We start from the raw sequence: 18310 nt of genomic DNA, 5'->3' as shown, positions 1-18310 counted from the left end.
ATGGCAAATTATGGCAAACGATTGCCAGGTGATCTGGGTCACTCATAGCGTCTCGTCCACGCACCGATGCAGGACGATGGAGGACGAAGAGATGTCACACACCAGCGAGCAGCAGCGCACACCGCGCCGCGCGGCGATCGCCGCGTGGACCGGCAGCGCGCTCGAGTACTACGACATGGCCATCTACGGCACTGCCGCAGCACTCGTGTTCCCGAAGATCTTCTTCCCGGAGGCGGATGCGTCGACGGCGACGATCGCATCCCTCGCGACGTTCGGTGTCGGGTATGTCGCCCGCCCGATCGGCTCGTTCTTCATGGGCCACATCGGCGACAAGCTGGGCCGCAAGCGGGTGTTGATCGGCACCATCATCCTGATGGGGCTGTCGACCTTCCTCGTCGGCTGCCTGCCGACATACGACCAGGTCGGCCTGCTGGCGCCGGCCCTGCTCGTCATCCTGCGGCTGTTGCAGGGGCTCTCGGCGGCCGGCGAGCAGGCGGGGTCCAACTCGATGACCTTCGAGCATGCCCCACAGCACCGCCGTGGGTTCTTCACCAGCTTCACGCTGAACGGCACACAGGGCGGCCAGGTGCTCGCGCCGCTGGTGTTCCTGCCGATCGCCGCGCTTCCCGAGCACCAGTTGCTGACCTGGGGATGGCGCATCCCGTTCCTGCTCAGCGCCGTCGTGGTCGTGATCAGCTACTTCATCCGGGCCCGCCTCGAGGAGACGCCCGAGTTCCGCGCCGAGACCGCGAAGGCCGAGGTGCCGCAGGCGCCACTCGGCGTGCTGTTCCGCGAGCACTGGCGCGGTGTGCTCCGGGTCTTCTTCGCGGCGTTCGTCGCCATGGTCAACACCGTGTTCGCAGTCTTCGCGCTGACGTTCGCCACCTCGGACGCTTACGGCATCGGGATCAGCAAGACGGCGATGCTGTGGCTCGCGATCATCGCGAATGTCGTTGCGCTCGGCACGATCCCGGCCTGGGCAGCGCTGTCGGACCGGATCGGCCGCAAGCCGGTCTTCGTCGGCGGGCTGATCGGCACCGGCGTGATGGTCGTCGTGTTCCTCTGGGCCATCTCCACCGGCAGCCTCCCGCTGGTCATGATCACCGGGATCGTGCTGGCCGGCGTCGTCTACTCGATGCCCAACTCCGTGTGGCCGGTGACGTATGCCGAGTACTTCCCGACGAGCGTGCGGCTGTCGGGCATGGCGGTCGGCACCCAGTGCGGCTTCGCGCTGGCCGGCTTCACCCCGTCGATCGCCGGAGCGCTGATGGGCGGCGACGCGGGCAACTGGTATAAGGTCGCGGCCTTCGCACTGCTCGCGTGTGCTGCTTCCGCGATCGCGGTCCTGAGTGGTCCGAGCCGGACGCACACGATGCCGACCGCGGAGCTCGGCGCCAAGCGCGAGTGCGGCCGCAAGCTCGTGCCCGCCGTACCCGCCAACTGACCCGGTGCAGGAGCACACGATGACGCAACAGACCTCTTTCGTGCTGGGCCTGATCGGCGCCGGCATCAGTGCCTCGCTCACACCGGCGATGCAGGAGCGCGAGGGTTCGGCGTGCGGGCTGAACCTCACCTATCGCCGCATCGACGCCGGTATTCAGCGGTTCACCAGCGTCGACCTGCCGGAGGTGCTGGACTGGGCCGCGCGGCTCGGCTTCGACGGGCTCAACATCACGCACCCGTTCAAGCAGGCCGTCATACCGCTTCTCGACGAACTCACCGACGATGCGCACGACCTGGGCGCCGTGAACACCGTCCTGCTGCGGGACGGGGCGCTCATCGGCACCAACACCGACTGGTCGGGCTACGGGCAGGCCTTCCGGCGGGTGCTGCCCGAGGCCGTTCATGACCGGGCCGTGCTGGTCGGCGCAGGTGGCGCCGGGTCTGCGGTCGGCTACGCGCTGCTGCAGCAGGGCGCCGCGCACGTGAGCGTGGTGGACGTGGAGCGCGAGCGGGCCGACAGCTGTGTGACCCGGCTGGCCAAGGTGTTCGGTGACGAGCGGGTCGAAGTCGCGACTGACGTCGCCGCGGCGCTGGCCGACGCGCACGGCCTGGTCAACGCAACGCCGATCGGGATGCTGGGCAAGGAGGGTATGCCGATCGCCGCCGACCTGCTGCGCCCGGACCTCTGGGTGTCGGACGTCGTCTATTTCCCCTTGGAGACGGAACTGATCGAACGAGCGCGTGAGCTCGGTTGCCGAGTGCTACCGGGCGGGGGTATGGCGGTCTTCCAGGCGGCCGACGCGTTCGCGCACTTCACCGGTCGGACCCCGGACGCCGATCGGATGATCCGGCACTTCGACGAGTTGACTGCATCATGAGCGCCGCATTCCACAAGGGGATCGCGACCGTTTCGCTCAGCGGGGTGCTCTCCGACAAGCTGACCGCGATCGCCGACGCCGGATTCGACGGCGTCGAGATCTTCGACAACGATCTGATCGCCGCACCGATGCATCCCGCGGAGGTGGCGACCCGATGCGCCGACCTGGGCCTCTCCGTGGACCTGTTCCAGCCGGTGCGGGACGTGGAGGGCGTGCGACCGGAGGAGTTCGGCAGGGTGCTGCACCGGTTGCGCCGGAAGTTCGAGACCGCGCAGCAACTCGGCGCGCCCGTGGTGCTGGCCTGCTCGAACGTCTCGCCGACTGCGATCGATGACCCGGGGCTGCGGGCCGAGCAACTGCACCGGATCGGCGAGTTGGCCGCGGCATACGGCATCGTCGTCGCGTACGAAGCACTCGCCTGGGGCCGGCACGTCAACCGCGTCCGACAGTCCTGGCGAGCCGTGCAGGACGCCGGTCACCCGGCGATCACGCTGGCCGTGGACACCTTCCACATGCTCGCGCGCCGCGACGACGGAGCGGCCCTCGACGGCATACCCGGCGATCGCATCGGGTTCCTGCAGGTCGCCGACGCACCGATGCTCGACATGAACGTGCTGGAGTGGTCGCGGCACTTCAGGTGCTTCCCGGGCCAGGGCACACTCGACGTCGCGGGGGTTGTCTCGGCGACGCTCGAGGCGGGGTATGCCGGGCCGGTGTCGCTGGAGGTCTTCAGCGACGTCGTACGCGAGGCCCCGCCCGCGGTGACCGCCCGCGACGCGATGCGATCGCTGCTCTTCCTGCAGGACCAGGTGACCCGTGAGCTGCCCACCGTGGCCGCGCACGATGTGGCGTTCGTCGAGCTGGCGGCCCCACCGGGCGATTCGCAGGTCGGAAACACCCTGGCAGCACTGGGTTTTCGGCAGGTTGGCGTTCACCGCACCAAGCCGGTCACGTGGTGGCGCAACGGCGGGGCATCGATCGTGCTCAACGAGCAGGAGGGTGCGAGCCACGGGCGGCCGCAGGCGCTGGGTCTGGTGGCGCCGTCGGTCTGCGCCATACAGGATCGGGCTCGCGCGCTGGACTGGCCGGAGCTACGCCGCACGCGTGGCGCCGACGAGACCGCCCTGCCGGGCATCACCGCACCGAGCGGGATCCATGTATTCATCAGTGCGCCGCCCGGCGAGCCGGACGACTGGCACCTCGACTTCGGGTCCGGCGACTTCGGGTCCGGCGACGCCGACGCCGATGGCGGCGGCTGGCTCGGGGTGGACCACGTAGGTGTGACGGTCACGCCCGACCGGCTCGACGAGGAGACGGCCTTCCGCCGCGTGCTGCTCGGCCTGGAGCCCGGGTCCCTGCAGGAGTTCATCCAGCCGCATGGACGGTTGCAGAGCAGAGCCCTGCGGCCGGAGCGCGGCGGACTCCGCGTCGTGCTCAACGTCTCCCAGGTCGGTGCCGCGACGGACCGGCCGAGCGGCATCACCCAGCTCGCGTTCGCGTGCCGGGACGCGGTGGCCGAGGTCGACCGGTTGCGCGCGGCCGGCGTCGAGCTGATGCCGGTGCCGGACAACTATTACGACGACCTCGATGCGCGCCTGGAGGTGGACCCGGGCCTCCTTCGGACGGTGCGTGAACATCGGCTGCTCTACGACCGGGACGACGCGGGCGGCGAGCTGTTGCACGCCTACACGATGCCCCGCGAGGGCGGCCATTTCATCGAGATCCTCGAGCGCAGAGGCGGATACGACGGGTATGGCGCCGCCAACACCCACGTCAGACTGGCGGCACAACTCCGCGAATGACGGCTTCTTCGGCGAATGACGGCCCGATCCGACCGTCATTCGCCGAAGAAGCCGTCATTCGGCATGGGGTGGCGCGTCAGGTGGTGGGCAACGGGCGGGTCCGGCGGTGCGGGTCCGGGATGGGCACGGCCGCGAGCAGCGAACGTGTGTAGGGGTCCTGGGGGTCGGAGTAGATCTGCTCCACAGGTCCCGACTCGACCAGTCGTCCGCTCTGCATGACCGCGACCCGGTCGGCGATGCCGCGCACCACCGTGAGGTCGTGCGAGACCACGAGCAGCGCTAGGCCGCGCTCATCGCGTAGGTCGCCGAGCAGGTTCAGGATCTGTGCCCGGATCGACACGTCGAGTGCCGACACCGGTTCGTCGGCAATGATCATCCGCGGCTGGGTGGCAAGCGCCCGCGCGATGCCGATGCGCTGGCGTTGCCCGCCGGAGAACTGGTGCGGGTAGCGGTTCAGGTGCTCCGGATCCAGGCCGACCGACGTGATCAGGTCGACCAGCACCTTCTCGTCCCGCGGCAGCCCGTGGTTGCGCAGCGGACCGCTGATGATGCGCGCCACCGTCTGTCGTGGGTTGAGCGAGGTGTAGGGGTCCTGGAAGACGACGCTCAGCTCACGCCGCAGGGTGCGCAGGCCCCGGCCGTGCAGTCGGGTCACGTCCGTGCCGTCGAACATGACACGACCGGAGGTGACATCGGTCAGGCGCAGCGCGAGCCGGGAGAGCGTGGACTTCCCGGAGCCGGATTCGCCGACGAGAGCGACGGTTTCACCGGGCGCGACGTCGAGCGTGACGTCCTGCACGGCGTGGGTCACGCTCGCCGATCCGAACGGTGACGAGCGACCGGTGAACGTCTTGGTGACGTGCTCCATGCTCAGCAGGGGTTCAGTCATCGGGTAGCTCCCGGTCGGCGGTGAAGTGGCACGCCGCGCGATGTGCCGGTGACCCGGGGCGCAGCTCGAGTACGGGTCGCGTCGTGCGGCATACGTCTCCCAGCTGTGCGGCGAACTCGCACCGCGGGTGGAAGGGGCAGCCGGGCGGCAGGTTCGTGCCCGACGCAGGAACACCGGGTATGGCGGCGAGCCTGCCGGGGGAGTCCAGGTTCGGCGTCGCGCGCAGGAGAGCCTGCGTGTAGGGATGCGATGGGTGGTCGAAAACGTCGAGCACTCCACTGGATTCGACGATCCGGCCGGCATACATGACGGCGATCCGATCGGCGGTCTCGGCGACGACGCCGAGATCGTGCGTGATGAGGATCAGCGCCATACCCAGGTCGTCGGTGAGGCCGGTGAGCAGGTCGAGCACCTGCCGTTGCACGGTGACGTCGAGTGCGGTCGTGGGTTCATCGGCGATGAGGATCGTCGGGTCGTTGACGATCGCCATGGCGATCATGGCCCGTTGCCGCATGCCGCCGCTGAACTCGTGCGGGTAGTCGTCGACGCGGCGTTCGGGCTCGCGGATGCCCACTCGGTCGAGCACCTCGACGGCGCGCTTGCGGGCGGCCCGCTTGTCGACGTCGTGGTGCAGCCGGTAGGCATCCATGATCTGCCGGCCGATCGTGCGATAGGGGTTCAGCGCGGCCAGCGCGTCCTGGAAGACCATCGCAATACTGCTGCCGCGCAACGGAACCCGCTGCTTCTCGGGTATGGCGTTGAGGTCGGTCCCGTTGACCAGGACACTTCCCTCGACGGTCGCTGAGTCGGGCAGCAGCCCGATCGACGCGAGGGCCGTCGCGGACTTGCCCGAGCCGGACTCGCCGACGATGGCCAGCACCTCTCCGGCCCGAGCGTCGAGCGAGATGCCATTGACCGCGGGGACCGGTCCGGAGGTGCCGCGGAAGGTGACCCGCAGGTCACGCAGACGGAGAGCGGGATCAACCACGACGAACCCTCGGATCGATCGAGCCCTGCACGACGTCGACGATGAGGTTGCCGACGATGATCAGAGCGGCGCCGAAAAGCGCTGTGCCCACGACGATTCCGAGGTCGTGCGAGGAGACGCCACCGATCAGCAGATCGCCCAGGCCGTGCATGCTGAAGACGCGTTCGGTGAAGATCGAGCCGCTGAGCAACATCGCCAGGTCCAGTCCGAAGAGGGTCGTGATCGGCACCCACACCCCGCGTCGCGCGGCTCGGCGCACGGTGCGCCTGGGTGCACCGGTCGCGCGCTGGGCGAGCAGATGGTCGGAGCCGAGTTCGTCGAGCATCTGGTTGCGCGCGAAGCGTGCGTAGCCCGCGGCGTTGATGAATCCGATGACGCACCACGGCAGGACCAGGTGCCACGCCCAGTCCACCGGGCTCTCGGTCAGCGGGACGTAGCCGGACACCGGCACGACGTTCAGCTGGAAGCCGAAGAGCAGGATCGCCAACAGTCCCAACAGGTATGCCGGGGTCGCGACCAGGAACAACGACCCGCCGCGGACCGTCGCGTCCGGCCAGCGGCCGCGGAAGATCGCGGCGAGCGGACCCAGCGTCATACCGACGAGCAGGGAGACCGCGGCACCACCGAGGGCGATCGATGCGGTGACCGGCAGGCGCGACCAGATCAGGCTGGTGACCGACTGGCGCTGGTCGAAGGAGAAGCCGAAGCACGGCGCGGAGCAGTGTGCGGCCTCGGCGCCGGTGCCGTAGGTGCGGCCGACGAACAGCCCCTTGAGGAAGTCCAGCCACTGCACGAAGGCGTTGTGGTCGGTGCCCATGAACTGCTTGACCTGCGCGAGCCGTTCGGGTTGGCATGGCTTGCCGCACATGACACGCGCTGGATCGGAGGGCCCGCTGTAGAAGAGCATGAAGACGCAGAAGGAGATCGCGACCAGCACCAGGAGGGAGACGCCCAGACGACGGGCGATGTAGGAGGTCATGTAGTGGTCACCGCGCGTTCTCCTCGGTGCGAACGTCGAAGGCATCGCGTAGCGCGTCGCCGAGCAGGGTGGCGCCCAGCACGATGAGCAGCAGCACGATCGACGGGAAGATCAGATAACCGGCGTCGGCGCCGGTGTAGGTCCAGGTGATCGACGAGCCGATGAGGACGCCGAGGTCCGGGGTGTCGGCCCCGATGCCGACGCCGAGGAAGCTCAGCCCTGCCGACACCGCCACCGTTGCGGGGAAGCTGAGCGCGACGACGACGGCGAGCGTGCCGACCAGGTTGGGCAGCAGTTCCCCGCCGAAGACGCGTCGCAGGGGAGTCCCGGAAGCCTTTGCGGCGTCGATGAATTCGCGGGCCGCCAATTGCTTTGTCTGGGTGTGGATCAGCCGCGCGGTGCCGACCCAGCCGAAGGCCGCGAGCACGACCGCGAGCACCACCGGTTTGGGGATGTCGGCAGGCACGATCAGTTGCAGGGCGATCAGGAAGAGCAGGCTCGGGAAGCCGAACATGAAGTCGACGAACCTGCCCAGCACCGCCTCGAACCAGCCGCCGAGGTAACCCATCGCCATACCGACGGCGGCGCCGATGATCACCGAGACGATGGTCGCGGCCAGCGCGATCAGGATGGTCGTGCGCAGCCCGTAGGCGACGAGCGCGAACAGGTCGCGGCCGGTGCCCGGCTCGACGCCGAACCAGTGGCTGCCGCTCACCCCGCCGAAGCTGCCGTAGGGGTTGCCGCCGTTGTTGCCGTCGACCAGGTCCCCGTTGAAGTCGCTGGGGTTCTGCCCCTCGAGCGCGGTCAGCAGCGGAGCGCAGAACCCGGCGACGATCACCAGGAGCAGGGCGAGCGCTCCGAGCCGGCCACCGCCGGACCGCATGGTCCGGCGGATGGCGACGGCGATCGGTGAGCGGCTGCGCGCAACCGCCGTCGTCACTTCTTCAAGCCCTGGACCAACACGTTGGGGTACGTGGGGAAGGTCGGGATGTAGGTGCCGGTGACGTTGCTGCCGTTGAGGTAGGCCTGGTGCGAGTAGTAGAGCGGCACGACCGGTGCCTGCTGCAGGATCTGCTTGTCGAGCGCGGCCCATGCGGCGTCGGCCTTGGCCGGGTCGGTGATCGCGGTGGCCTTGTTGATGGCCGCGTCGACGGCCGGGTCCTTGAACTTCGACAGGTTGAAGTTGCCGCCGCCGATCTGGTTGGACGCGAAGACTGGCTGCAGTTGTGCGTAGGCGCCGGGGTAGTCGGCCTGCCAGCCCGAGATGGCCAGGTCGAAGTTGTTGCTCTGCGAGACGGTCGCGTACCAGGTGTCGCTGTCCTGCGGGGTGGTCTTGACGTTGATGCCGATCTTCTTCAGGTCCGCCTTGACCGACGCCGCCTGCTTGGCCTGCTCGGGGGTGGTCGAGTCGTAGACGAGGTTCAGGGTGGGCACCTTGGCGTTGCCGAGCAGCTTCTTCGCCTGGGCGGCGTCACCGGTGTCGGGCGCCTTGTAGAGGTCGTACTTCTTGTAGCCCTGGACGCCCGGTGGGATCAGCGTGCTCGCGATGGAGCCGGCATACGTCGGGCCGCCGGCGATGGTCTGCAGCGACTTCTTGTTGATCGCGTATTCGAGCGCCTTGCGGACCTTGAGGTTCTTCAGGCCCGGCCGGCTGGTGTTGAGCACGAGGTACTCGGCGGCGCCCGACGGCGACACGGTCGTGCGTGCCTTCACGGTCGGGTCGGCGTTGATCTTCGGCACGATCGCCGCCGTCACCGGGACACCGGCGCCGTTCTTGTCGTTGCCCTGGTCGTCGACCATGCGCTGCGCGAGGGTGTCGGGGTCCAGGCCCATCTCGTAGACGACCTTGTCCGGCGCCGCCGGGCGAACGGCGTCAGAAGCCTTCTGCCAGTGCGGGTTTCGCTTCAGCGTGACGTTGGAGCCGACCTTGTATGACGCGACCTGGTAGGGCCCGGACGAGGGTGGGGTGTGGTCGTACTTCGGGATGCCCATGCCCGCCTTCACCGGAATCGGCGCGAACGCCGGCATCGACGCCACCCAGCCCCAGTCGGCGAACGGGCGCACCAGGTGGAAGACGATCGTGGTGGAGTTCGGCGTCTCGATCGAGGCCAGGTGCTTGCCCTTGGCCGGGCCCTGGTACTTCTCGCCGCCGACGAGGAGCGCCTTGTGGTAGCTCAGGCCGCCCTGCAGCTGCGGGTCGAAGCTGCGCTCGATGCCGAACTTGATGTCCTGCGCGGTGATGGTGGTGCCGTCGGCATACTGCTGTCCCTTCTTGAGGGTGAAGGTCCAGGTCTTGCCGCCGTCGGACGACTTCCCGGTCGTGGTCGCCAGGTCCGGGACGAGCTGCGTGTCGCCCGTGGGTGAGGTCTTCCAGGCTGTCAGCCCGCGCACGATCAGGTGGATCGAGCTGGTGCCGAGGTTCTGGCTCTTGGCCGGATCGAAGTGGATCTCCTTGGTGGAGGAGTATTCGTAGAGCGTGCCGCCCTTCGTCGCCGCGGCGGTGGCACCGTTGCCGCCACTCGTGGAGCCGGTCGACGAGGAGCCGTGGGAGTTGGCGTTGCAGGAGGCCAGCACGAGGCTTCCGGTGAGAGCAGCGGCAGCGATGAGCGAAGCGCGACGACGAGACATGTCGACCTTTCGAAGGACCTGGGGAGTTATCGACATACTAAGTGAACGTTATGACAACCGTTAACGCCGGGCAGCGCGCCGCAGGAAGTCACGCGTGCGCGGCGCGCGTGAACTTTCCTGAGACTAGTGCGGATTCGCAGTCAGGTGGCGTATGGCGCGTGGGCTATCGGCGCGACCGGTCCGCCGTCATACCCGGCGACGCACGCCCAGCACCGCACTGCCCAGCGTCAGCAGGCCGGTCACGCCGATCAGGTAGAGCAGGGCGTGCTCGAACGCCACGCTCGGACCGTGCGATGTCGCGCCGAAGAAAACGATCCCGATGAGGGCCACCCCGACCGTGTTGCCGACCTGTTGCACAGCCGACAGGGTGCCGGACAACGACGCCGCGCGAGCCGGTTCGACGGACGACATGATCGTGGCGAGCTGATTGGTCAGCGTGATCCCCATTCCGAGTCCCGCGAGCACGAGTCCGGGCGCCAGCCACGGCACACCGGTGTCCGTCGCGTCGACCACCACGACCGCGGTCACGACATGGCCGAGCAGACCCAGGCCGGCACCGATCATTCCCGCGCGTGCGCCGAGCCTGCTGGTCAGCTTCTTCGCCTGCGCGGTGCCGACCAGGTAGGACACCGCGAGGAAGGTGAACATCCCACCGGATTCGAGGGCACTGAGGCCGCGGCCGCCCTGCAGGTAGACCGCGAGGACGAGGAAGTACGACGCCATACCCAGGAAGAGCAGGACCTGCATGACGAGCCCGGTGCGCAACGTGGCCGAGCCGCGCAGCACGGCGCCCAGCATCGGCTCCTCACCGCGCGCCAGCAGCGTCCGGCAACGCAGGACGAGCAGCGCGGTGAGCACGACCGACGCACCCAGGCACGCCCAGGTCCAGCTCGGCCAGCCCAGCCGGCGGCCCTCGAGCAGTGGCAGGAGGAGCGCCGTGAGCGCGGCCGTCGACAGCGCGATCTCGGCAGCATCCAATCGCGGCGGGTCGACCGAGCGGGTGCCCGGGAGTCGCCGCACGAGCGCGAGTATGCCGCAACCGATCGGGACGTTGACCAGGAAGATGGAGCGCCAGCCGAGACCGAAGAGGTTCAGCTCGATCAGCGCTCCGCCGATGAGCTGGCCACTGGCGGCGGCCAGGCCCATGGCCGTGGAGTAGGCGCCGATCGCGCGTGCCCGCGCCGGCCCGGCGTAGATATCGCCGATCAGTGCGAGCACCATGGGCGTGATCAGCGCGCCGCCGACTCCCTGCACGATGCGGGCGCAGGTCAGCGTCAGGATCGAGGGCGCCAGCCCGCACGCCGCGGACGCGACGGTGAAGAGGAGCACGCCGGACGCGAAGACACGCCGCCTGCCCCACCGGTCGCCCGCCCGGGCGCCGGCCATCAGGAGCCCGCCATACGTCAGGCCGAAGCCGGCGATCACCCACTCGATGCCGGTGTCGTCGGTGCGCAGGTCCTGTTGCATCGCCGGGAGAGCAACGTTGACGATGAAGAAGTCGAGGACGACCACGAAGACGCCCGCGAGGAGCGCCAGCAGCGGCAATTGCCTGGCAGCCGGCGAAAGAGATTGATCCGTAAGGGTTTCGGGTGTGCGGCGACTCGAGGGTCGCGCCTTTTCCGTTGTTGTCATGCCTCCTTTCTCCGGCCTCCCGCAGGGGGAGACTCAACAGTGCGCGACGAAGGGCTGCCAAACGGGCTGACATTGACCCTCCTGTTGGAGGAGGGTTGAGCGTCGTGGGCATGACAGAGCTACTGAGCATCGGCGACTTCTCCCGCATGACCTTCCTCAGCGTGAAGGCGTTGCGGCACTACCACGATGTGGGCCTGCTGGAGCCGGCCCGCATCGACCCGCACTCGGGGTACCGCTACTACCGGCCGCAACAGGTGGGCGATGCGCAGCTGATCCGACGGCTGCGCGAACTGGACATGCCGGTCGACGCGGTCCGGCGGGTCGTCGCGGCACCGGACCCGGCCGCGCGCGACGCGGTCATCGCCGACCACCTGGACCGGATGACCGAACAGCTGCGGCAGACGCAGGAGACCGTCGACTCGCTGCGGCGCATCCTGCAGGACGAGCAGCCGTCACCCGAGGTGGAAACCGTTCGGGAGCCGGAGATTTCGGCGCTGCTGGTTCGCGCGCAGGTGAGCGCCGACGAGGCGATGGCCTGGTGGGTCGACACCTTCACCGCGTTGCACCGCAAGCTGCGATTGAGCCACGGCACGCGCACCGGACCGGACGGCGTGATCTTCCCCACCGAGTTCTTCACGGAGGGTGCCGCCGAGCTGGTCGCCTACGTGCCGGTCGAGCCCGGCACCCGGGGAGCCGAGCCGGTGCCGGGTGACACCCTCGCGGTCATCTCGTATGACGGGCCGTTCATCGACCTCGATCAGGCGTATGGCGTGCTCGGCCGGTCGGTCATCGACCGGGCGATCGCTGCGGACGGACCGGTTCGCGAACGCTACCTGCCACGCGGCGGCGACGACGACCTGCTGGACCACACGACCGTCGTGTGCTGGCCGGTCGTGGCCTGAGTGTGGTGCTGCTGACCCGTGACCTCGCCGGCCACGGTGCCGTCGATTTGCTCGCCGGTCGCCCGGAACCGTACTCTGGAGCCACCGAAGACCGCCGGTTGTTCAGTCGCTCACGCGGCTGGCCGAAGGTTCCGCACACGAGCGGGCGACCAGCGCAGGTGAACCAGGCAGCACGATCGCCACGTCATACACCCTTGTATGTCGGCACGATCTCTTGTGAGCCCCGGGCATCTGCGCCGGGGCTCTTTTTCGTATGCCGGACTCTCCGCGGTGGCCCATCGGCACGAACATCCACCAATGAAGGAGGTCCGCATGGCCAAGTCCGACAAGTCGGCAGCCATCGCCGAGCTCACGGACAAGTTCCGTGACTCGGGTGCGGCCGTGCTGACGGAGTACCGCGGCTTGTCCGTGGCCCAGCTCACCGAGCTGCGCAACTCCATCCGTGAGCACGCGACCTACACCGTGGTGAAGAACACGCTGACCAAGCGCGCCGCCGAGGCGGCTGGTGTGACGGCATTCGACGCGGACCTGCAGGGTCCGTCGGCGATCGCCTTCATCACCGGCGACCCGGTGGAGGCGGCCAAGGGTCTGAGTGACTTCGCCAAGGCGAACCCTCTGCTGGTGATCAAGGGCGGCGTCCTCGACGGCAAGCCCCTGTCATCGGAAGAGATCACCAAGCTCGCGAGCCTCGAGTCTCGCGAGACCCTGCTCGCCAAGCTGGCCGGCGCCATGAACGCGTCGCTCAGCCAGGCGGTCTACCTCTTCGCCGCGCCGCTGTCGCAGACCGCTCGGGTCGTCGACGCGCTGCGGGCCAAGGTCGAGACCGAGGGCCCGGTTGCCACCGACGCCCCCGCCGAGACCCCGGCCGCCGAAGAGACTGCCGAGGCTCCGGCCGAGGCTGCCACCGACGTCGCCGAGGGTGGCGACGAGAGCTGATCGCCGCACGGCGCATCACGCTCGAATCTTTTTAGAAGACAACGCCACTCACGGCATACGACTCAGGTCGTAGAAACAACGAAAGGTTGCCAACCATGGCAAAGCTCAGCACCGCAGAGCTCCTTGACCAGTTCAAGGAGATGACCCTGATCGAGCTCAGCGAGTTCGTCAAGGAGTTCGAGGACACCTTCAACGTCACCGCTGCCGCTCCGGTCGCCGTCGCCGCTGCTGGTGGCGCCGCTGGTGGCGCCGCCGAGGCCGCCGAGGAGAAGACCGAGTTCGACGTCATCCTCACCGCCGCCGGCGACAAGAAGATCCAGGTCATCAAGGAGGTCCGCGCGCTGACCTCCCTCGGCCTGAAGGAAGCCAAGGACCTCGTGGACGGCGCCCCCAAGCCCGTCCTGGAGAACGTCGACAAGGCTGCCGCCGACAAGGCCAAGGAGCAGCTCGAGGGCGCCGGTGCGTCCGTCGAGGTCAAGTGAGCTGACGCTTCACTGAACTCCTGAAGGAGCCCCGATCCGTTTCGGATCGGGGCTCCTTCGCGTCGTGCGGCGTCATACCCGGGTGCCGGTGACGATGACGTATCCCCACTCCATCGCGAAGCCGCCGTCGGTCGCGGTGTTGCGTGTGGTGGCGACCTCCTCGACCGCCGCGTCCAGCGCACGGGTCCTGCCCGGGTCGTTCGCGTGCAGCCGGTAGGTCGCGAGGGAGGGCCCGTAGTTGTCACGGAAATAGTCCCGGAACTCCGTGCCGCTGCCGAACCGCGCGACCGGAAGCGTATGGCGCTCGACGGCGACCGACTCCAGGGTGCCGCCGAACAACTCCCGCACGTGCTGCTCGTCGCCCCACAACGGAGGTGGTGAAGCGCCCTCCGGCGGTGGCGGCATGAAGTCCCGCATCGCCGCGAAGAGCCGGCCGATGGTGCCGTCGGGGGTCCACGACAGCACGCCGACCCGCCCGCCCGGCCGGCATACCCGTGCCATCTCATCGGCGGCGCGCTGGTGGTGCGGCGCGAACATCACTCCGATGCACGACATGACGACGTCGAACGACCGGTCGGCATACGGCAGCGCCTCGGCGTCCGCGACCTCCCAGTGCACACCCGCATCCGGGGCGGTGCGCTGCCCGGCGTCCAGGAGCTCCGGCGTGAGGTCGGATGCCGTGACCGCGGCGCCCGCGCGGGCGGCGGGCACACTCGCATTGCCGGTGCCGGACGCGACGTCGAGCACGTGCTGCCCGGGACCGATGCCGAGCGCGGCGACCAGCTCTCGGCCGAGCGGCGCGACGAGTTCCCTTGCGATCAGCGGGTAATCACCGCTGGCCCACATCGAGCGGTGCCGTTCCTTCAGGGCGAGGTCGGCCGGTATGGCGGACGGTATGGCGGACATGGCGTTCCTCCTTCGGAGCAGTGGCCGAGGCTTCGGCCGGCTGCGATCCAGCGTGCTCGGGCGCCGGGCCGGTCTCCAGTTACGGATCTGTACTGGTCCCGGCCACCACACCGGCGCACCATGGTTGGAGGACGGCGTAGGAGGCGATGGAATGGCGGCGACATACGGCCAGTTCTGTCCGCTGGCCAAGGCGATGGAGATCCTCGACGAGCGCTGGACGCTCCTGGTCGTGCGCGAGTTGCTGCTCGGCAGCAGTCACTTCAACGAGATCCGCCGCGGCGTGCCGCGGATGTCCCCGGCGTTGCTGGCCAAGCGGCTGCGCACGCTCGAGCGGCACGGCGTCGTCACCCACACCGCGGACGGCTATCAGCTGACCGAGTGCGGCCGCGACCTGCACGCCGCCGTCACGTCGCTGGGGGTCTGGGGGCTGCGCTGGGTGACGGAGCTCGGTCGTGAGGACCTCGATCCGCAACTGCTGATGTGGGACATCAAGCGCACCCTGCCGGTAGATCGCTGGCCGGCCGAACCAACCTGTGTCGCAGTCGTTTTCACCGATCTCGAGCCCAGGCGAAGCCGCTGGTGGGTCGTCGTCACGCACGGTGTCCCGGACTGCTGTGACTTCGATCCGGGAGTGGAGCCGTGCGCCACGATCAGCGTGCCGCTGCCGTTGCTGACGTCGGTATGGCGCGGCGACCACCCCTGGTCCGAGGCGATGCGCAGTCAGGCCGTCCGCATCGACGCAGTCGCGGGAGTCCGTGGCGCCATACCGCAGTGGTTCGGGCAGTCGCGTATGGCGGACGCACTGGCCGCGATGGACGCCGGCGACGCGGTCAGTCGGCCAGGCTGAAGTCGGCGAAGTCGAAACCGGGGGAGACGACGCAGGCGACGAGCGTTGCCCGCTCCGGGTCGGCGGGAGCCGCCGACTGCCACTCGTCCGGTTCGACGAGATGCTGGTCGCCCGGTCCGAGGGTGACGCTTGCGGTCTCCGCGGGTGTGTCCGCGGTGCCGCCGACGGTGAGGCGCACCGGGCCGCCGCCCTGCCAGATCCACAGCTCCGCGGACCGGACCCGGTGCCACGCGGAGACGTCTCCCGGCTGCAGCAGGAAGAGCACCGAGGTGGCCAACGCCCGTGTGCCGTATGGCGTTTCGACCGTCTGCGGGTGACGCCAGGTCTCCCGGAACCAGCCGCCCTCCGGATGGCGCTCCAACCCGAGCTCACTCGGGTCGGACGGGATCGGATCGGATGCGTACGTGCTCACGATGGATTCCACAGGGTCTCCGATTCGGTTGACGGTCGGTGCTTTTCATCCTGGGCGGTGCTGGTGGAAATCTACTGCTCGCCACGCTTCGGGCACGGGGAGCCACCCGATCGGGATTTGCTAAGCAAGCGCTTAGTGATTGAGTTACTGTGAAGTAGCACACCCACGATCAGGAAGGGCCGCTTCGCCATGCGCCTGCAACTGTCCGACGAGGACGCTGCCTTCCAGCAGCGGATGCGTGATTTCTTCACCACCGAGATCCCGGCCGACGTGCGCGAGCGCTGGGCCGCCGGTGGTGAGCCGGATCCCGACGACATGCGCCTGTCACAGCGCCTGCTCAACAAGGCCGGTCTCGCCGTCCCGCACTGGCCGGTCGAGGCCGGCGGTCAGGACTGGACGCAGCTGCAGCGTCACCTCTACCTGCAGGAGATGCAGGCCGCGAGCGTGCCGCCGCCGCTCGCCTTCAACGCCAACATGGTCGGCCCGGTCATCGCGACGTTCGGGAACGAGGAGCAGAAGAAGCGCTTCCTGCCCGCCACCGCGAACCTCGACATCTGGTGGTGCCAGGGCTTCTCCGAGCCCAACGCCGGCTCCGACCTGGCCAGCCTGCGCACCTCGGCCGTCCTCGACGGTGACGAGTGGGTCGTCAACGGCCAGAAGACCTGGACCACGCTCGGGCAGTATGCCGACTGGATCTTCGCGCTGGTGCGCACCGAACCCGATGCGCCCAAGAAGCAGATGGGCATCTCGTTCCTCGTCATCGACATGAAGACGCCGGGCATCACCGTCCGGCCGATCCAGCTGATCGACGGCGGCCACGAGGTCAACGAGGTCTTCTTCGACAACGTGCGCGTCCCGGCCGATCAGCTCATCGGCGAGCGCGGCAAGGGCTGGACCATCGCCAAGTTCCTGCTCGGCAACGAGCGGGTCGGTGTGGCACCCGTGGGCACCATCAAGCGGGCGCTCGGCGATGCCAAGAAGCACGCCGCCGCGACCCGGTCCGGCGAGGGCACACTGCTGGACGAGCCGCTCATCGCGCTGCGATTCGTGGAGTTGGAGACGCAGCTGGCGGCGCTGGAGCTGACCGTCCTGCGCGTCGCGGCCAACTCGCACGGCGAGAAGCCGGAGCCCGCATCGTCGATCCTGAAACTGCGCGGCTCGCAACTGCAGCAGGACGTCTTCGAGTTCAGCGCCGACATCGCCGGCCCGGCCTCCCTGCAGTGGACCCAACCGGACGACACCGACCTCGGAGCCTGGACGGCGCTCGCCACCCCGACCTATCTCAATTTCCGCAAGGCGTCGATCTACGGCGGGTCGAACGAAGTGCAGCGCGGCATCATCGCCTCGGGCATCCTCGGACTGAAAGGCTGACCTGACAATGGATTTCACCTTCGACGACGAACAGAAGGCACTGCAGGGCGCGGTCCGGGAGTTGGCCTCGCGCCATGCGCCCGCCGAGGCACACGGGGACGTACCCGTCGGCCCGGGCTCGCACGACCCGGCCGTGTGGTCCGCGCTCGCGGAGATGGGCCTCATCGCCCTCCCGTTCGGCGAGGACCTCGGCGGGGCCGGTGCGACCACGGCCGAAGTCGCCATCGCCGCAATGGAACTCGGCAAGGCGCGCATCGTGACGGCATACGCCGAAGCCCTGACCGCCGCGGGCCTGATCGCCTTCGGCGGCAGCGACGAGCAGCGAGCGAAGTTCCTGCCCGACCTGCTCGAGAGCACCTCGCTGATCGTGCCCGCCTTCGCCGAGCCCGGTCGCGCCTGGTCCCTGGAGGCGTATGACGTCACGGCGTCCGGTGCCGATGGCGACGTGACGCTGACCGGCACCAAGGAACCCGTCCCGTACGCCGACGCCGCCGACCACCTCGTCGTCACCGCGCGGGTGGGGGACCGGACCGGTCTCTTCCTCGTCAGCGGCGCGAAGGCGTCCGGCATGCGGGTGCGTTTCGACGACACCCCGGCGGTGGCGCTCGGCACGATCGAGGACGCCGCCCGCGCCATACAGGCCGGCGTGAACCTCGGCATCCTCACGGTGACCGCCGAGGCGGTCGGTGCGATGGACGCGGCGCTGCCGATGACCGTCGAATACCTGCAGACCCGCAAGCAGTTCGGTGTTCCGCTCGCGGCGTTCCAGACCCTGACCCAGCGGGCCGCGGACATGTACGTCTCGCTCGAGCTCGCACGCAGCAGCGTCCTGCACGCGGGTATGGCGCTCGCGATCGATCCGTATGACGCCGCCAGCGCCTCGCGCGCCAAGGTCGTCGCAGGGCAGTCCGGCCGGCACATCGGCCAGGAGGCGATCCAGCTGCACGGCGGCATCGGGATGACGGCCGAGTATGTCGTCGGGCATCACACCGCCCGCATCACCGCGATCGAGCACACCTTCGGCGACACCCGGTGGCACCTCGCGGCACTGGCGCGGGACGTCGCGGGCCACGACCACGTGGAGGTCCTCCGGGGCGCCTGACACAACGCAGGATCCGGCGAGATGGGCGCTTGACCAAGAGCATGTAAACACTTGGTCAAGCGCCCTTCCGGCTTTGGCAAGAGTTGTCCGCGCACCCTTGTGTGCGTCCGGCG

At 68.7% G+C, this 18310-nt stretch carries 17 protein-coding genes; 9 read left to right on the top strand and 8 right to left on the bottom strand.

Annotated features, from left to right (window positions below; translation table 11 throughout):
* Positions 1-91 precede the first annotated feature (91 nt).
* Genes VG502_RS15140 through VG502_RS15130 form a run of 3 tightly spaced genes read left to right on the top strand, consistent with a single transcriptional unit; the run spans position 92 to position 4123 of the window.
* Entirely contained in the window at positions 92-1444 is a 1353-nt protein-coding gene (locus VG502_RS15140; protein ID WP_325550905.1) for an MFS transporter, read from the top strand.
* A 19-nt stretch (positions 1445-1463) separates the two neighbouring features.
* A complete protein-coding gene (locus tag VG502_RS15135; protein WP_325550904.1) occupies positions 1464-2321 on the top strand; it encodes a shikimate dehydrogenase in 858 nt (285 codons plus the stop codon).
* Complete coding sequence (locus VG502_RS15130; RefSeq protein WP_325550903.1) at positions 2318-4123, top strand: sugar phosphate isomerase/epimerase and 4-hydroxyphenylpyruvate domain-containing protein; 1806 nt, start codon at positions 2318-2320, stop codon at positions 4121-4123. The genes VG502_RS15135 and VG502_RS15130 overlap by 4 nt, the downstream gene beginning before the upstream one ends.
* Before the next feature lie 76 nt (positions 4124-4199).
* Here the strand turns inward: VG502_RS15130 and VG502_RS15125 are convergent, their stop codons facing one another.
* From VG502_RS15125 to VG502_RS15100, 6 genes are all read right to left on the bottom strand, one after another.
* Positions 4200-5012, bottom strand: a complete 813-nt coding sequence (locus VG502_RS15125) for an ATP-binding cassette domain-containing protein (protein ID WP_325550902.1) — start codon at positions 5010-5012, stop codon at positions 4200-4202.
* Positions 5005-6000 (bottom strand): ABC transporter ATP-binding protein, encoded by a 996-nt coding sequence (locus VG502_RS15120; protein WP_325550901.1) that lies wholly within the window; start codon positions 5998-6000, stop codon positions 5005-5007. Before VG502_RS15120 ends, VG502_RS15125 begins: the two co-directional genes overlap by 8 nt.
* The gene (locus tag VG502_RS15115; protein WP_325550900.1) at positions 5993-6979 is read right to left on the bottom strand and encodes an ABC transporter permease; all 987 of its coding nucleotides are present in this window, start codon (positions 6977-6979) and stop codon (positions 5993-5995) included. Before VG502_RS15115 ends, VG502_RS15120 begins: the two co-directional genes overlap by 8 nt.
* A 7-nt stretch (positions 6980-6986) precedes the next feature.
* The gene (locus VG502_RS15110) at positions 6987-7919 is read right to left on the bottom strand and encodes an ABC transporter permease (RefSeq protein WP_325550899.1); all 933 of its coding nucleotides are present in this window, start codon (positions 7917-7919) and stop codon (positions 6987-6989) included.
* Entirely contained in the window at positions 7916-9607 is a 1692-nt protein-coding gene (locus VG502_RS15105; protein ID WP_325550898.1) for an ABC transporter substrate-binding protein, read from the bottom strand. Before VG502_RS15105 ends, VG502_RS15110 begins: the two co-directional genes overlap by 4 nt.
* Positions 9608-9793: 186 nt before the next feature.
* Entirely contained in the window at positions 9794-11239 is a 1446-nt protein-coding gene (locus VG502_RS15100; RefSeq protein WP_325550897.1) for an MFS transporter, read from the bottom strand.
* Positions 11240-11349: 110 nt separating this feature from the next.
* Here VG502_RS15100 and VG502_RS15095 point away from each other — a divergent pair, with 110 nt between their 5' ends.
* From VG502_RS15095 to rplL, 3 genes are all read left to right on the top strand, one after another.
* The gene (locus tag VG502_RS15095; protein ID WP_325550896.1) at positions 11350-12141 is read left to right on the top strand and encodes a MerR family transcriptional regulator; all 792 of its coding nucleotides are present in this window, start codon (positions 11350-11352) and stop codon (positions 12139-12141) included.
* A gap of 312 nt (positions 12142-12453) precedes the next feature.
* Positions 12454-13077, top strand: coding sequence for a 50S ribosomal protein L10 (rplJ, locus tag VG502_RS15090; protein WP_325550895.1), 624 nt, complete (start codon positions 12454-12456; stop codon positions 13075-13077).
* Positions 13078-13172: 95 nt separating this feature from the next.
* Entirely contained in the window at positions 13173-13559 is a 387-nt protein-coding gene (gene rplL, locus VG502_RS15085) for a 50S ribosomal protein L7/L12 (protein ID WP_188836641.1), read from the top strand.
* 72 nt (positions 13560-13631) lie between these two features.
* Here the strand turns inward: rplL and VG502_RS15080 are convergent, their stop codons facing one another.
* Positions 13632-14465, bottom strand: coding sequence for a class I SAM-dependent methyltransferase (locus VG502_RS15080; protein ID WP_325550894.1), 834 nt, complete (start codon positions 14463-14465; stop codon positions 13632-13634).
* A gap of 151 nt (positions 14466-14616) precedes the next feature.
* Here VG502_RS15080 and VG502_RS15075 point away from each other — a divergent pair, with 151 nt between their 5' ends.
* Positions 14617-15312, top strand: a complete 696-nt coding sequence (locus tag VG502_RS15075) for a winged helix-turn-helix transcriptional regulator (RefSeq protein ID WP_325550893.1) — start codon at positions 14617-14619, stop codon at positions 15310-15312.
* Here VG502_RS15075 and VG502_RS15070 read toward each other — a convergent pair.
* Positions 15296-15724: a cupin domain-containing protein gene (locus VG502_RS15070; RefSeq protein ID WP_325550892.1), complete on the bottom strand. Its 429-nt coding sequence runs from the start codon at positions 15722-15724 to the stop codon at positions 15296-15298. The genes VG502_RS15075 and VG502_RS15070 overlap by 17 nt on opposite strands.
* Before the next feature lie 189 nt (positions 15725-15913).
* Between VG502_RS15070 and VG502_RS15065 the strand changes: the two genes are divergently transcribed.
* Positions 15914-17095, top strand: a complete 1182-nt coding sequence (locus VG502_RS15065; RefSeq protein WP_325550891.1) for an acyl-CoA dehydrogenase family protein — start codon at positions 15914-15916, stop codon at positions 17093-17095.
* A 7-nt stretch (positions 17096-17102) separates the two neighbouring features.
* The gene (locus VG502_RS15060; RefSeq protein ID WP_325550890.1) at positions 17103-18197 is read left to right on the top strand and encodes an acyl-CoA dehydrogenase family protein; all 1095 of its coding nucleotides are present in this window, start codon (positions 17103-17105) and stop codon (positions 18195-18197) included.
* The last annotated feature ends 113 nt before the right edge of the window (positions 18198-18310 follow it).

The sequence above is a fragment of the Flexivirga sp. genome (assembly GCF_035551235.1).
In the GTDB taxonomy this organism is placed as follows: Bacteria; Actinomycetota; Actinomycetes; order Actinomycetales; family Dermatophilaceae; genus Flexivirga.
Note: the sequence above shows the minus strand (reverse complement) of the source record. Positions and strands in the feature narration are given on the sequence as shown.